Annotated in this window: 12 protein-coding genes; 7 read left to right on the plus strand and 5 right to left on the minus strand. The window is 60.7% G+C overall.

The window, feature by feature from the left end; all coding sequences use genetic code 11:
- Positions 1 to 36 precede the first annotated feature (36 nt).
- Positions 37 to 279, minus strand: a complete 243-nt coding sequence (locus HGP31_RS17175) for a hypothetical protein (RefSeq protein WP_020799159.1) — start codon at positions 277 to 279, stop codon at positions 37 to 39.
- Between the two features lie 109 nt (positions 280 to 388).
- Positions 389 to 622, minus strand: a complete 234-nt coding sequence (locus tag HGP31_RS17180) for a DUF465 domain-containing protein (protein ID WP_033044393.1) — start codon at positions 620 to 622, stop codon at positions 389 to 391.
- Positions 623 to 839: 217 nt separating this feature from the next.
- Between HGP31_RS17180 and HGP31_RS17185 the strand changes: the two genes are divergently transcribed.
- The 7 genes from HGP31_RS17185 (at position 840) to HGP31_RS17215 (ending at position 7,030) form a co-directional block, all read left to right on the plus strand.
- Entirely contained in the window at positions 840 to 1,361 is a 522-nt protein-coding gene (locus HGP31_RS17185) for a DUF4142 domain-containing protein (RefSeq protein ID WP_168758275.1), read from the plus strand.
- 241 nt (positions 1,362 to 1,602) lie between these two features.
- Complete coding sequence (locus HGP31_RS17190; RefSeq protein WP_033040504.1) at positions 1,603 to 2,454, plus strand: STAS domain-containing protein; 852 nt, start codon at positions 1,603 to 1,605, stop codon at positions 2,452 to 2,454.
- A 4-nt stretch (positions 2,455 to 2,458) separates the two neighbouring features.
- The gene (locus tag HGP31_RS17195; RefSeq protein ID WP_168758276.1) at positions 2,459 to 2,821 is read left to right on the plus strand and encodes an STAS domain-containing protein; all 363 of its coding nucleotides are present in this window, start codon (positions 2,459 to 2,461) and stop codon (positions 2,819 to 2,821) included.
- A complete protein-coding gene (locus HGP31_RS17200) occupies positions 2,818 to 3,222 on the plus strand; it encodes an anti-sigma regulatory factor (RefSeq protein WP_033040509.1) in 405 nt (134 codons plus the stop codon). The genes HGP31_RS17195 and HGP31_RS17200 overlap by 4 nt, the downstream gene beginning before the upstream one ends.
- Positions 3,219 to 4,229, plus strand: a complete 1,011-nt coding sequence (locus HGP31_RS17205; RefSeq protein WP_168759189.1) for an ATP-binding protein — start codon at positions 3,219 to 3,221, stop codon at positions 4,227 to 4,229. The genes HGP31_RS17200 and HGP31_RS17205 overlap by 4 nt, the downstream gene beginning before the upstream one ends.
- Complete coding sequence (locus HGP31_RS17210) at positions 4,222 to 5,097, plus strand: sensor histidine kinase (protein ID WP_168758277.1); 876 nt, start codon at positions 4,222 to 4,224, stop codon at positions 5,095 to 5,097. Before HGP31_RS17205 ends, HGP31_RS17210 begins: the two co-directional genes overlap by 8 nt.
- On the plus strand, positions 5,087 to 7,030 hold the full coding sequence (locus HGP31_RS17215) for a response regulator (protein ID WP_168758278.1): 1,944 nt from the start codon (positions 5,087 to 5,089) through the stop codon (positions 7,028 to 7,030). Before HGP31_RS17210 ends, HGP31_RS17215 begins: the two co-directional genes overlap by 11 nt.
- A gap of 447 nt (positions 7,031 to 7,477) precedes the next feature.
- On the opposite strand, the gene HGP31_RS17220 is transcribed toward HGP31_RS17215, so the two are convergent.
- The 3 genes from HGP31_RS17220 to tssF all read right to left on the minus strand — a co-directional run bounded on the left by HGP31_RS17220 (position 7,478) and on the right by tssF (position 14,282).
- Positions 7,478 to 10,117 carry an excinuclease ABC subunit UvrA gene (locus tag HGP31_RS17220; protein WP_083349229.1) on the minus strand — a complete coding sequence of 880 codons (2,640 nt, stop codon included), beginning with the start codon at positions 10,115 to 10,117 and terminating at the stop codon, positions 7,478 to 7,480.
- Positions 10,118 to 10,249: 132 nt separating this feature from the next.
- Positions 10,250 to 12,361 carry a hybrid sensor histidine kinase/response regulator gene (locus HGP31_RS17225; protein WP_080725303.1) on the minus strand — a complete coding sequence of 704 codons (2,112 nt, stop codon included), beginning with the start codon at positions 12,359 to 12,361 and terminating at the stop codon, positions 10,250 to 10,252.
- Positions 12,362 to 12,512: 151 nt separating this feature from the next.
- On the minus strand, positions 12,513 to 14,282 hold the full coding sequence (gene tssF, locus HGP31_RS17230) for a type VI secretion system baseplate subunit TssF (protein ID WP_033041244.1): 1,770 nt from the start codon (positions 14,280 to 14,282) through the stop codon (positions 12,513 to 12,515).
- Between the last annotated feature and the right edge of the window lie 5 nt (positions 14,283 to 14,287).

Below are 14,287 nucleotides of genomic sequence, written 5' to 3' on the forward strand. Positions count from 1 at the left end.
GCAGGCTCGCTCCCACAGGGTTTGTCGTGAATTTGACTACCGCGGATCGGATTCGCCATCGCGCACCGCATTATCAGTTTCTTCACGCACCCGTTCCCGATCGATGTCGGTGCCGTCATCCTGATCCATGGGGATGGCACCCTCGTTATTCGGCAATTCATCAATGCCCGGTTCATCCTCCGGGTTGCCGGCAGTGCGACCGGGGCTCAGGGGTTCGGGATGGGTCGGAATGGGGTCGTAGCCCCCTTGTTCTTCGCTGGGAAATCTTGGATCAGCCATGGGGCACCTCGCCTGTAGCCACGTCATCGGGCTTTGAACATTCGAGGTGCCGGTTAATATCGCCGTTCCAATTATTCAGCCACCGACCGTCGGTGGCTCACCACATGCATCAGGAGGACGACTGGAGCTGTTTGACGATCTTGTCCTTGACCTCCAAACGCTTCGCCTTGAGCCTCGTCACTGCATCATCACTGGATTTGGCTTCCTCTGCCTTTACCACTTCGGCATCCGCCAGCGAGTATTTGTTGATCAGTGAATCCAGTAACGGGTCCTTGGTGCGTTTCTGCTGGATTTCTTCCTTCGTGCAATGCAAATCCTGAAAAAGGTCGTGGGGCACCGGCATGGAACACCTCCGTTTGTTAATCGGTAGCAAACGCGATTGATTGCGTTCGCCAACTATCAGAATGGCCTTGGTTGACCTGTTCTGTCGACCATCTGTCAGACCAGCGGTGCCCGTTCGTCGTCCTGTCGCAAATGCGATAAAACCTTCGCCCCCTCCGCGACCTCCACACTATAACGATCAATTCGATCACCCATGAAAACTGTGTGGAGAAGAACCAATGGAAGGATTTAACCTGCGCCATCTCACCTTGGCCGTCGCCTTGAGCACCAGCATGGGCGCGGCCTTCGCGGCAACCGATAATGACTTTGTCGACAAGGCCGCCGCGGGCGGCATCGCCGAAATCGAAACCAGTCGGTTGGCCCTGGAAAAAAGCCAGTCAGCCGATGTCAAAGCCTTCGCCAATATGATGATCACCGACCATTCCAAGGCCAACGATGAGCTGGTGGCCATTGCGAAAAAGAATGACATTGAAGTGCCGGACAACACGACAATGGTGAAGCAGGCCAAGGAAAAGATCCTCGATATGCGTGACGAGTCTTTTGATTCGGCCTATGCCAACAACCAGGTCAAGGCGCATGAAGACACCATCGAGTTATTTAAGAAACAAGCCAACACCGTGACCGACGACAGGACCAAAGGCGCAACGGAACTCAAGGGTTTTGCACAAAAAATGTTGCCGGGGCTGGAAAAACACCTGGATATGGCGAAAAAACTTCAGGCTGCCCATCCAGACAAATAGCCCTGATCAAATAAAAAGACCGCATCGGTCGATGCGGTCTTTTTATTTGCGCCAGGCCTCATCGCCAGCGGTGTCGATGCAAAAAAAAAGATCGCAGGCTGCGCCAGCTCCTACAGTGCATGTATAAGCGAATGAAAATTGCTGTCGAACGCGCACAACTATTTCATTCGCTAAATGTCATTGCTTTTGCGTCGTTCATTTTTTCTGGGAATCGGGCGCAACACTCAAGGAGACACGTTCCATGGCGGCACTGCAAACCAGCACTCTCGATGCGATGAAGAACAACCAGGCACAACTGCTCGCCGAATGGAAAAATAGCCTGGAGGCCAGTGGCGCCACGCGTAACCTCAAAGAGAAGGATCTGCAACAGCAGACAGCGGAATTCCTGCAACTGGTGATTTCGGGTCTGCAAAACGGCAATGACCAGAACATCGCAACAGTCGGCTGGGATGAAATTCGCCAGTTTCTCGACAAGCTCTCCCATAGCCGTGCGCTGCTCGGCCAGGATTCGCACCAGACCGCCAGCTTCATCTTCTCGCTCAAGGGTCCGCTTTTTGCCCTGCTGCAGAATCATTACCAGGACAGCCCGGCTTTGTTGGCCGAGCAACTCTGGGAAATCTCCGAATTGCTCGACGCCCTGGGCATGCACACCATTCGCACGTTCCAGAAGTCCCGCGAAGCCGTGATCAAGCGGCAACAGGAAGAACTGCTGGAGTTGTCGACCCCGGTGGTCAAGCTCTGGGACGGCGTCCTGGCCCTGCCGATGATCGGCACGCTGGACTCGCAACGTACCCAAGTGGTGATGGAATCGCTGCTGCAGCGGATCGTCGACACCGGTTCGGAAATCGCCATCATCGATATCACCGGCGTGCCGACTGTCGACACCCTGGTCGCCCAGCACTTGCTCAAGACCGTCACCGCGATTCGCCTGATGGGAGCCGACTGCATCATCAGCGGCGTTCGCCCACAGATTGCCCAGACCATCGTGCACCTGGGGCTGGACCTGCAAGGCGTGGTGACCAAGGCCAACCTGGCTGATGCCCTGAAACTGGCCCTGACCCGGCTGGGACTCTCCGTCAACAAGGCGGACTGAGCCCATGGAGCGCATTCCGATACTGCAAATGGGTGGCTTCCTGCTGGTGACCATCCAGGTGGACATGCATGACCAGCTGGCGCTGACGCTGCAAGACGACCTGTCCGAACGCATCAGCAAGACGTCCGCGCGCGGCGTGCTGATCGATATCTCCGCCCTGGACATGGTGGACTCATTCATTGGCCGGATGATCGGGACCATCTCCGGGCTGTCGAAAATCATGGATGCCGAGACCGTGCTGGTCGGCATGCAGCCAGCCGTGGCCATTACCCTGGTGGAGCTTGGACTGAACCTGCCTGGTGTCAGTACCGCGCTGAATGTCGAGCGCGGGATGAAACTGCTTCACGAACGAGTACGCAACCAATGACTGTGCGCAGCAGCGGCACTCATCCGATTCACATCGAGCAGGACGTCGTCCTGGCTCGGCAACTGGCGCGCAAACTCGCCCAGGATTGCGGCATGCGCCTGATCGACCTGACCAAGCTGGTGACCGCGGTCAGCGAGCTGGCGCGCAACACCATGGTGTACGGCGGTGGAGGCGACATGGACTGGCAAATCCTCGATGAAAGCCCGCGTACCGGCCTGCGGCTGGTATTCCGTGACGAGGGGCCGGGAATCCCCGACGTCAAACTGGCAATGACCGATGGCTGGACCTCAGGTTCCGGCCTGGGCCTGGGCCTGACCGGTGCCAAGCGGCTGGTCAATGAATTCGAACTCGATACTGCGCCGGGAAAGGGTACTCGCGTAACGATTACCCGATGGACATGAACATCGGCGGCTCGATGACCCAAGTGCTGGTCATCGAGGACAACAGCCAGATCGGCCACGCACGACGCACCGCACAGAATCTCGCGCAGGAACACGGCTTCGACGCCACGGATGCGGGGCGGGTAGCGCTGGTCGCTACCGAGCTTGCCAGCAACATTCTCAAGCACGCCAGCCGTGGCGAATTGCACCTCAGGGTCATTCCCCGTGCCAGCGGCGCCGGTATCGAGATGCTCGCCATCGACCGCGCACAGGGCTTCGATTTGCACGCCTGCCTGGCCGACGGTTTTTCCACCGGCGGCACCCAGGGCATCGGCTTGGGTACTGTGTCACGGCAGGCTGAAGTGTTCGATGTCTATGCCGATTCACGGGGTGCCGTGCTGCTCACACGGTTGTATCCCCGAACGGACAAGGCCGCGGACCGACGCATCGGTATCAGCCAGCATTCGTTGCACCAGGATCCCGCTTGCGGTGATACCTGGCACCTGGCATTTGACGGACCGCGCATCAGTGCCCTGGTGATCGATGGTTTGGGGCATGGTGAAGAAGCCGAACGCGCCGCCCGTGCTGGCGAGAAAGCCTACGCAATGCTGCCATTCGACTCGCCGCTGCGGGTGCTGGATGACATTCATCAAGCCATGATGGGCACCCGTGGCGGTGCGGTAGCCATTGCCCAGTTCGACGCTGGCAGCGATGCATTGAAATTCGTCGGCATCGGCAATATCGGCGCCTGCCTGGTCGCACCGGGTCAATCCCGCGGCCTGGCCTCCCATCCCGGCATCGTCGGCGGGCAGTTTCGAAAGGCGCAGCCCTTTGACTATGCTCAGGTGAGCGGACAACTGCTGATCATGTACAGCGATGGCCTGCAGTCGCGCTGGAACCTTGCGGACTACCCCGGCCTGGTGCACCGCCATCCTGCCGTGATTGCCGCCATCCTGCACCGCGATTTCTGTCGTGGACGAGACGATGTCACCGTACTGGTCATAGCCCTGGAGGCAGCCCATGGCTGAAACGCCCATGAGTCAAATCGACGAACAAGCTGCACTGATCGAGCGCTTGCAGGGTGAAGCCGTTGCCCTGCGCGCCGAGCTGGATGAAACCAACCAGGGCGTCCTGGCGCTGTACGCAGAACTCGATACCCAGGCCGAACAGCTGCGCCAGGCCTCGGACCTCAAAAGCCGCTTCCTGTCCTACATGAGCCATGAGTTTCGCACGCCACTGGGGTCGATCCTGAGCATCGCCAGCCTGCTGACCGATGAGCTCGACGGGCCCTTGAGCAGCGAGCAGCACAAGCAGGTGGCCTTCGTCAGTAACGCCGCGCGAGAGCTGAGCGACATGGTCGATGACCTGCTCGACCTGGCGAAGATCGAAGCCGGGCGCATCACCATTTCACCGGCTTGGTTCGATATGTTGGACCTGTTCGCCGCCCTGCGTGGCATGTTTCGCCCGATTGTCGATACCACCGCCGTTGACCTGATCTTCGAGGAGCCTGTGGGCCTGCCCCGCCTGTACACCGACGACAAGAAGCTCGCGCAGATCCTGCGCAATTTCATTGCCAATTCGTTGAAGTTCACCACCCGTGGAGAGATCCGGGTCTCGGCGCAACTGGAAAACCGCGACTACGTACGTTTCGCCGTCAGCGACAGCGGAATCGGTATCGCTCACGAACTGCATGGCGCATTATTCGAAGACTTCTCGCAAGTCGACTCCCCACTGCAAAAACGCCTGCGTGGCACCGGGCTCGGGTTGTCGCTGTGCAAACGCTTCGCGATGTTGCTGGGCGGCGAAGTCGGGGTACAGAGCACACCCGGTGTGGGTTCGACCTTTTTCGTGATCATCCCGCTGGCCATCGCCATGGAGCCTGCCGATGAAACGTGACCTGCGCTTGCTGATCGTCGATGACAACGTTGCCACGCGCTACGCCTTGCGTCGGCGCCTGGAGCGTCACGGTTATGAAGTGCTGGAGTCCGGCACCGGCAGTGAAGGCCTGGAGTTGATCGCCAGCGTGACGATCGATGCCCTGATCCTCGACGTCAACCTGCCGGACATGAGTGGCTTCGACATCGTGCGCAAACTGCGATCGGAACCTGCCACCGCCCTGCTCCCGGTGATTCATGTGTCCGCGGCGTCGATCCAGACCGGCGATATCATCACCGGCCTCGACGCCGGAGCCGACGCTTACCTGATCCACCCGGTGGACCCGGATGTATTGCTGGCGACCCTGCGCACCTTGCTGCGGGTGCGCGAAACCGAGAATGCCCTGCGTGAAAGCGAGGCACGCTTTCGCGAGATTTTCGTCAACGTATCGGCCCCCATCGCCGTGCTGGATGCACAACTCAAGGTTCACGAATGCAACCATGCGTTTGCCCAACTGATCCAGGACAACCTCGACCCGGATACCCTGCGCCAGTGTTTCGCCGACGACCAGTGCGCGGTCATCGAGGAACTGCGCCTGCGCCTGGCGTATGGCGAGCGCTGGAAAGGCACCTTGAGCATGCGGGTGCAGGGCGAAATTCGCGAAACCGAGTGGCAGATTTCACCCTATCGCACGCCGGCACTGAGCCTGGTGTTCGTCGAGGATGTCACCGAGCACCGTCACCGTGAACGCTCGCACCTGGCGCGCCTGGACGATGCCACGACACAACTGGCCAACGAAGTCGCCGAGCGCGCGCGCACCGAAGCCCAGCTGTTGCAGGTGCAGAAAATGGACGCGCTGGGCAAGCTGACCGGCGGTATTGCCCACGATTTCAACAACCTGCTCACCGGCATCATCACCAGCCTGGAACTGATCCAGAAACGTGTCGCCGAGTCCCGCACCGACAAGGTGTCCTTCTATGCCGAAGCGGCGTTGAACTCGGCCATGAGTGCCGCCTCCCTGACCCACCGCCTGCTCGCCTTCGCCCGTCAGCAACCACTCGATACCCGGCCCGTGGACATCAACGAGCACATCCGCTCCCTCGAGGAATTGCTGGTACGCACTATTGGCGAACGCATTGCCCTCAAGCTTGAACTGACGAGCAAGCCGGCCATTGCGCTGGTCGATCCGATTCAACTGGAAAGCGCGGTGCTCAATCTGGTGATCAATGCCCGCGATGCCCTGCCCCAGGGTGGCAATATCTGGGTCAACACCTATGCCGCCTATTCCCACGGTGACCCCAACCTGGCCGATGGCGCCTATGTCGCCCTGTCGGTGCGCGACGACGGCACCGGCATCGAACACAACGTCATCGATAAAGTGTTTGACCCATTCTTCACCACCAAGCCCCTGGGCCAGGGCACCGGGCTCGGGTTATCGACCATCTACGGATTCGCCCGCCAGTCGGGCGGCGATGCGCACATCCGCAGCGTGGCGCGGCGCGGTACCGAAGTCACCATCATGTTGCCGGCCAGCGCCGACCCCAGCGCCGTCACCGTCGAACCCACGGCGACGCCCGCCCAGGGTGGCGGAGAGCACGTGCTGATCGTCGAAGACATGCCGTCAGTGCGCATGTTCGTTGCCGAAGTGCTGGTGGATGCCGGCTACCGTTGCACCCAGGTGGGCGACATCGAAGGCGCCCTCGAACGCCTGCAGAACGACGAATCCATCGACCTGTTGCTGACCGATGTCGGCCTGCCGCGCATGAGCGGCCGCGAGCTTGCCGATATTGCGCGGGGGTGGCGCGAACATCTGCCGATCCTCTTCATGACCGGCTATGCCGAAACCGCGATCAACCGCCAGGTGTTTCTCGGCGACGGTATGGAAATGCTGATCAAGCCATTCCAGATCAATGAACTGCTGGACAAGGTACGACGCACCCTCGACAGCGCCTGATAGATTCGTCGGAACGCCGCCCGGAGCCGACCTGCTCCCACATTGGAATTGCGAACGCCATAGATCCATTGTGGATGACGGGTGCACCTGGATCCCCTGTGGGAGCGAGCCTGCTCCGGGCGGCGTTCCGACGATTGATCGTTCCCACGCTCTGCGTGGGAATGCCGCCAGGGACGCTCCGCGTTCCGCTGTCGACGCATGACTTGAGCCGTGCACGACGGTGATGCGGGGCGTCACAGGAAGCCCTGTGTGAAATTTGCTGTCGGAGTACATATCCATTGTCGCCGCGATGGGCAATGCCTGCGTTCGGCCAGCGTGGTTAACGGGGCGCCCCAGATCAACAGCAAAGCGAGGCGGCCTTAAAGCCGACCTGACTTTTACCGGTGTACCTGGATCCCCTGTGGAAGCGAGCCTGCTCGCGAAGAGGCCCGCAAGAACGACATTGGCTCAAGCCTCACCAAGGACCCTGGCAAGAAACGGCGCCGTCCGGCTCTTTCTGCTCTTGGCCACTTTCTGCGGCTCACCCGCCACCACAACCTTGCCACCCTGATCCCCGGCCCCGGGTCCGATATCGATCACCCAGTCACTCTGCGCCACCACGCGCATTTCATGTTCGACGACGATCACCGTGTGCCCCGCCGTCACCAGGTTGTTCAATTGCTCCAACAAGCGATCGACGTCACGTGGGTGCAGGCCAGTGGTCGGTTCGTCGAGCACGTAGAGCGTCGCCCCGCGGGGGTTGCGCTGCAGTTCCGTAGCCAGCTTGATGCGCTGGGCTTCGCCTCCGGACAACTCGGTTGCCGGTTGGCCAAGGCGCAGGTAACCCAGGCCGATATCGCGCAGCACCTCCAGGGAACGACGCACCGCCGCTTGTTCGGCGAACACCTCGACGGCCTGGTCCACGGTCAATTGCAGCACCTGGGCGATGGTCCGGCCCTGCCAGGTGATCGCCAGCGTCTCGGGGTTGTAGCGCGCGCCGTGGCAGGTCGGACAGGGTGCGTAGACGCTGGGCATGAACAATAATTCGACGCTGACAAAACCTTCCCCCTCACAAGTCGGGCAGCGGCCCTTGGCAACGTTGAAGGAAAACTGCCCCGCGTCGTAGCCTGCCGCCTGCGCTTCGGGCGTTGCCGCATAAAGCTTGCGCACATTGTCGAACAGCCCGGTATAGGTCGCGAGGTTGGAGCGCGGTGTGCGGCCAATGGGCTTCTGATCGACCTGCACCAGCCGCTTGATCGACGCCAGCCCCGCCGTGACCTGCCCGCCAACGACGGTCGGTGCATCGTCTTCCAGGCTCAGTTCCTCCAGCGGTTCACTGTCGACGCCGGGGCGCCCGAGTTGCGCGCCGACCAGTTCCAGCAATGCCTGGCTGACCAGGCTGGACTTACCCGAACCCGACACACCGGTCACCGCCGTAAAACAGCCCAACGGAAACTCAACATTGAGGTTGTCCAGGTTGTTACGCGTGATGCCTTCCAGGCGCAGCCAGTCGCTGGCCTTGCGCGCGCGACGGGGTTGGCTGACGTGCTCGGCAAACAGGTAGGCGCGAGTCTGCGAATCCCTCACTTCTGCCAATCCCGCCGGTGCACCGCTGTACAGCACCCGCCCGCCATGCTCGCCCGCCGCCGGGCCAACATCAATCAACCAGTCGGCGCGGCGCATGGTTTCCAGGTCATGCTCGACCACGAACAAGGTATTGCCCGCCGCCTTCAAGCGTTGCAAGGCTTCGAACAGCGCCTCACCATCGGCCGGGTGCAAACCGGCCGAGGGTTCGTCCAGTACGTAGATCACGCCGAACAACTGCGAGCCCAGTTGCGTCGCCAGGCGCAGGCGTTGCAACTCGCCGGACGACAGCGTCGGCGTACTGCGCTCCAGGGCCAGGTAACCGAGTCCCAGGTCGATCAAGGTGCTGACCCGTTCCAGCAAGTCCTGGGCGATGCGTTGCGCGGCGAGGCGTTTTTCCACCGAGAGATTCGGCGTGTGGCGCACATCGGGGGCGTTGGCGTGACCACTGGCGCCGTGGGCTACACGCTGTTCGCGGGCCTGACGGGTCTGCAGGTGAGTCAATACCTCTCCCGCCTCATCGCCCTCTTCGAGGTAATGCCGGGCTGCCACCGGCTTTAGAACTTCGGCGACTTGCAGCAGTGGCATCTGCGACAGCTCACCGATGTCGTAGCCGGCGAAGGTCACCGACAAGGCTTCGTGCTTGAGGCGCTTGCCCTCGCACAGCGGGCAAGGACTGCCGAGCATGAAGCGCGAGACGCGCTTCTTCATCAGCGCACTTTGCGAATGGGTGAAGGTGTGCAGGATATAGCGCCGTGCGCCGGTGAAGGTGCCCTGGTAACTCGGCTCCATCTTGCGCTTGAGGGCGACCCGGGTTTCCTGCGGGGTGAGCCCGGCGTAGACCGGCACCGTCGGGGTTTCTTCGGTGAACAGAATCCAGTCACGCTGCTTTTTCGGCAGGTCGCGCCAGGGCACATCGACGTCGTAGCCCAGGGTCACGAGGATGTCGCGCAGATTCTGGCCTTGCCAGGCCATCGGCCAGGAGGCGACGGCACGCTGGCGTATGGTCAGGCTCGGGTCCGGGACCATCAACGCCTCGGTGACCTCGTACACCCGGCCCAGGCCATGGCATTGCGGACACGCACCCTGTGGCGTGTTCGGGGAAAAGTCTTCGGCGTAGAGCATCGGCTGGCCCGCCGGGTAACTGCCGGCGCGCGAATACAGCATGCGGATCAGGCTCGACAAAGTCGTCACGCTGCCCACCGAGGAACGCGTGCTCGGCGTGCCCCGTTGTTGCTGCAAGGCCACCGCGGGCGGCAAGCCTTCGATGGAATCGACATCCGGCACGCCCACCTGATCGATCAAGCGTCGCGCATAAGGCGCCACGGATTCGAAATAGCGGCGCTGTGCTTCGGCGTACAACGTCGAAAACGCCAGGGACGACTTTCCTGAACCGGACACCCCGGTGAACACCACCAGGGCATCGCGGGGAATGTCGACATCGACGTTCTTGAGGTTGTGCTCCCGGGCGCCGCGCACCCTGACCATGCCGGAGGGAGGGTTAGGGATGCGCTTGTCGGTCATGGGGTAGCCTTGAGTCAAGAAGGTCGCGATACACATGTAGGAGCTGCCGAAGGCTGCGATCTTTTGACTTTGATTTTTGTAAGCAAGATCAAAAGATCGCAGCCTGCGGCAGCTCCTACAGTGAAGAAATGTTTAGCCGTTGAGTACGGTACGAATCGTCCGGGTCAGCGCTTGCGGCCCATAGGGCTTGCTCAGCAAATGGGTATCCGGGCTCAGCTGATGATTGCGAGAGATAATGTCACGGGTGTGGCCCGAGGTGAACAACACCGCCACCGGGGGATTCTGTACCTTGGCCCATGCCGCCAGATCCGAGCTTTTTATCAGCCCGGGCATGACCACGTCGGTGAAGATCAAGTCCACCGCCGCCCCCTCCAGCAACATCTGCATGGCCGCGTCGGCATTGGCGGCGGTGAGCACCTGATAGCCCTCTTCGCGCAGCAGCTCCACGGTTGAAACGCGCACTGCCTCATTGTCCTCGACCACCAGGATCCGCTCGTTCGCGCCCCGTTGCAGCACATCGGCACTGGGTAGTTCACTGTCCATCGAGCGCAGGTTGCGCGCAAAATACATCTGCACCCGGGTGCCCTGCCCAACGACGCTGGCCATCTCGATATGTCCGCCACTCTGCTTGACGAAACCGAACACCATGCTCAAGCCCAGTCCTGTGCCATGGCCATCGGGCTTGGTGGTGAAAAACGGCTCGAACGCCTGCCCAAGCACTTGCGGCGACATGCCCAGGCCACTGTCCGCAACCGTGACCCGCACGTAGTCACCGGCAACGATGCCCTTGCCCAGGCAGAACCCGCGGTCGAGAGTGATATTCTCGGCGCTGAGTTCAATCGTGCCCTCGCCCTCCATGGCATCACGGGCATTGATCATCAGGTTGAGGATGGCGTTTTCCAGCTGGTTGCGATCGACGAAGACCGACCAGGGGTCAACGGGGGTGCTCATGTGAACATGGATGGTTTCCCCCAGCGCACGCTGCAACAGTTCACCCAGGCCATCGAAAATCTGCTGCGCCGTGCAAACCGCCGGAGACAAGGGCTGGCGCCGGGCAAACGCGAGCAACTGCGAGGACAGTTTTGCGCCGCGCTCAACCGCGGCAATGGACGCATTGACCCGGCGCTGCACGTTGGCATTGTCCGGTTCATGACGGGCGAGCAAGTGCAGATTTCCGGCAATCACTTGCAGCAGATTATTGAAGTCGTGGGCCACGCCGCCGGTCAGGCCGCCGATTGCCTCTAGCTTCTGTGACTGGCGCAGTTGCTCTTCTGCCGCCAGTCGCGCTTCGACTTCGTCGGCCACACGCTGCTCCAGGTTGCGGGTAAACCTGAGCAAGGACTCTTCCGCGGATTTGCGTTCGTGGATGTCGATCAACACGCCGGGGAAACGAAAGGCCTGGCCCTGCTCATCGAATTCGCAGCAGCCGCTGGCGAGCACCCACAGGTAGCTGCCGTCGGGACGTAGCACCCGGTACTCGGCGTTATACGGCACACCGGTCTGTATCGATTGCCTGACTTGTTCCTCAACCCAACTGCGATCATCGGGATGGATATGGGCTTGTGCGAGGTCCTGGGGCAAATTGTCCAGGCTTTGCCCTGGGGGAAAGGAAAACGTGCGGGCGAAGCGTTCATCGCCGCTGAGGGTATTGGCCTTGAGATCCCAGACGAATGAGCCGAGCAAGGCTCCGGCATTGAGTGCCAGGCGTACCCGCTCGTTGTCGGCGCGGTAGGCATTTTCCGCTGCCTGGCGCAGACGTTCGGAAATCACGAATTCGGTGGTGTCGACCACCATCGCCATAACGCCGGCAGGATGCCCGTCATCATCGGCAACCGGGCTGTAGTAAAGGTCCAGCCAGACGTCTTCGGGCACGCCGTCGCGCAGCAACACCAGCTGTTTGTTACGGTAGGACAAGGTCCCCCCCGCCAGGCAGGTGTCGACCACATGCCGGTTGAAGTCGGCGACTTCCGGCCAACCCAGCTCCACCGCGCAACCCAGCAGGTAGGGATGGCGCCCGCCGGCAAATATCGAATAGGCGTCGTTGTAGATCATGTAGCCGGCCCGGCCCCAGAGCATCACCATCGGCAGCGGCGAGGCGAGCATCAGCTGTACCGCGCTGCACAGGCTCCTGGACCAGTTCTCCAGGCTCCCAAGCTCAGTCCGGCTCCAGTCGAACGCACGAATGCGCCCGGCCATTTCGCCGTTCCAGCCGGCACACCCGTGGTTATCTTCTAGAAACGGCATCGACTCGCTCTGCGCCCCGGTAACTGCACCCGTTTGTTTCGAGCTTCGCGGATGACAATGGTTTCATAGAGGGTAGCTGATTCTCGCGGTCTATCTGGAACGACCGAAATCTGTGGCTGGCAAACCCCTCTTTGGAAGAGAGCCCGAGCGTTCAGCCGGGAATACGTTGACTGTGATTCTCGGGCCATCGCAGACATTTTCCAGAAGGTTGAAGGATCAGCGTGAGCTGGTTGAACAGGTGGATATCGGCGTACAAACCGAAGAAGCGATGGAGCATCTCGCCAAACAGGCTGATGTCACCTTCGCCGGAAAAACCGTTGGCATCCAGTGTGACTTCGATGTCGACACCGCGCAGCAGAAAGCCTTTTTCAAAACGCTGCAGGAGGTGGTGCCTGACCTCGACGATGGCCGCCAGGCGCCGCCGGTTCAGTTCGTCGTCCGTCCAGTCATACAACGCCAGTGTGCCACGCAATACTTCAGCATTGTCGAGCATCGGCAGGAAGTTTGAGCCCAGGTGGCTGAGCACTCGCCAGTGGAAGCGGTCGCGGTTCGGCGGGTAACACGGCAATGTGGGTGCGCACAGATTGCGCACCTGCAAACCGATCTTTGAGGTTTGTGCCAGCGTATCGAGCAGTGTGCCTTGCAACGCATTGCGCGGAAGCTGGCCATGGGTGCCGGTCAGGCGCAGCGAAAGGCTTTGGTTCACGTCTAGCCGGTCCTTGTCAAATCCGTCGCCGCCGAGGATCAGCCAGGTGTCATGCAGGCCATTGGTGCCTCGTTTCAAGCGGGTATGGAAATAACGCTCGGGCATCTCATCCCGCAACATGCCGCCCTTGTGGCGGAAACTGCTGAACGGTATGTAGTCCTGGCGGTCGCCATTACTCGACGTAGTGACCTGATCCACCGAATAGATTTCGGTATGACCGTCCTGCAAACGCATGGGGCGAAGCAAGTAGTCGGTTTGTAGCGGCTGCAGTGCCAGCGGGTCGGACTCCAGTGTGAACGCATTGATCACCGGCACCGCATGCAAGCGAATGTGCCCGGTGCTCAGGTTGAACGCTTGCGGCCACGGTTCGCGTAACACCACCTCCAGTTCGAACCATAGATCGCCTGGCTTGATGAGCACAAGCTCCAGTCCACACAGGGTGACGAACATGAACTTCTCGCGGAAGGTGAAATACTCAAGCAACAGCTGATAGCCGCTGAAAGCGCTGTCGCCCTTGGGCCACAATCGATCGTCATCGGCGAACCCCTTGGGCGAAAAATAACCGTCCAGCAGAGTACGACCCGACTGGTCAGGCAGGCGTACATACAAGGCTTGAGCGTTCAGGGTCAGTGCCTGGTGCAGCGCACTGGCCAGCGATGCGTCGGCATTGAGGTACAGCGGCAGGCGACTCAGGTCCATCTCGTTCCAGGTGCTCATCGCTCCGCGGGCGAAGCGCAAGCGCAGCACTGAACGCCCGTCCGGCTCGTGGGCCAGACGCACAGACTCCAGGGCGAGTGGCCGCAGTGTCAGGTCCTGGGTGGTGGTGTATCGGCAACGGGTGCGCTGCACACCGATGGGCTGCGACAGCACTTCAAAACCAGTTTCGATCAACTCGTTGCGCTTCATCTTCCCCAGCTCCGGTGCCAACTCGACTATCGAGAGCGACGGAATGGTGCGCAGGTAATGCGGCCACAACAGACTGACCAGGCCTTCGGTCAGCTCCGGCAGGTCATCGTCAAGCTTTTCGCGCAAGCGTCCCATCAGGAAGGCAAAACCCTCGAACAGGCGTTCCACAGACGGGTCACGAGCGCCCTGCTTGTCCAGATTCAGTTGCGCCGCCCGGTCTGGAAAGGCTTCGGCAAACTCCTTGCCAGCCTCACGCAGATAGCGCATCTCGGCGTCGAAGTAATGCAGTGTCAGATTGTCCTTGCTCATAAAAA

It is taken from the genome of Pseudomonas umsongensis (assembly GCF_012647205.1).
GTDB lineage: Bacteria > Pseudomonadota > Gammaproteobacteria > Pseudomonadales > Pseudomonadaceae > Aquipseudomonas > Aquipseudomonas umsongensis.

Excerpts from the sequence above, each read along its gene's own strand:
- HGP31_RS17175 (WP_020799159.1), bottom strand. The coding sequence starts at position 279 with ATGGCTGATCCAAGATTTCCCAGCGAAGAACAAGGGGGCTACGACCCC.
- HGP31_RS17180 (WP_033044393.1), bottom strand. The coding sequence starts at position 622 with ATGCCGGTGCCCCACGACCTTTTTCAGGATTTGCATTGCACGAAGGAA.
- HGP31_RS17185 (WP_168758275.1), top strand. The coding sequence starts at position 840 with ATGGAAGGATTTAACCTGCGCCATCTCACCTTGGCCGTCGCCTTGAGC.
- HGP31_RS17190 (WP_033040504.1), top strand. The coding sequence starts at position 1,603 with ATGGCGGCACTGCAAACCAGCACTCTCGATGCGATGAAGAACAACCAG.
- HGP31_RS17195 (WP_168758276.1), top strand. The coding sequence starts at position 2,459 with ATGGAGCGCATTCCGATACTGCAAATGGGTGGCTTCCTGCTGGTGACC.
- HGP31_RS17200 (WP_033040509.1), top strand. The coding sequence starts at position 2,818 with ATGACTGTGCGCAGCAGCGGCACTCATCCGATTCACATCGAGCAGGAC.
- HGP31_RS17205 (WP_168759189.1), top strand. The coding sequence starts at position 3,219 with ATGAACATCGGCGGCTCGATGACCCAAGTGCTGGTCATCGAGGACAAC.
- HGP31_RS17210 (WP_168758277.1), top strand. The coding sequence starts at position 4,222 with ATGGCTGAAACGCCCATGAGTCAAATCGACGAACAAGCTGCACTGATC.
- HGP31_RS17215 (WP_168758278.1), top strand. The coding sequence starts at position 5,087 with ATGAAACGTGACCTGCGCTTGCTGATCGTCGATGACAACGTTGCCACG.
- HGP31_RS17220 (WP_083349229.1), bottom strand. The coding sequence starts at position 10,117 with ATGACCGACAAGCGCATCCCTAACCCTCCCTCCGGCATGGTCAGGGTG.
- HGP31_RS17225 (WP_080725303.1), bottom strand. The coding sequence starts at position 12,361 with ATGCCGTTTCTAGAAGATAACCACGGGTGTGCCGGCTGGAACGGCGAA.
- tssF (WP_033041244.1), bottom strand. The coding sequence starts at position 14,282 with ATGAGCAAGGACAATCTGACACTGCATTACTTCGACGCCGAGATGCGC.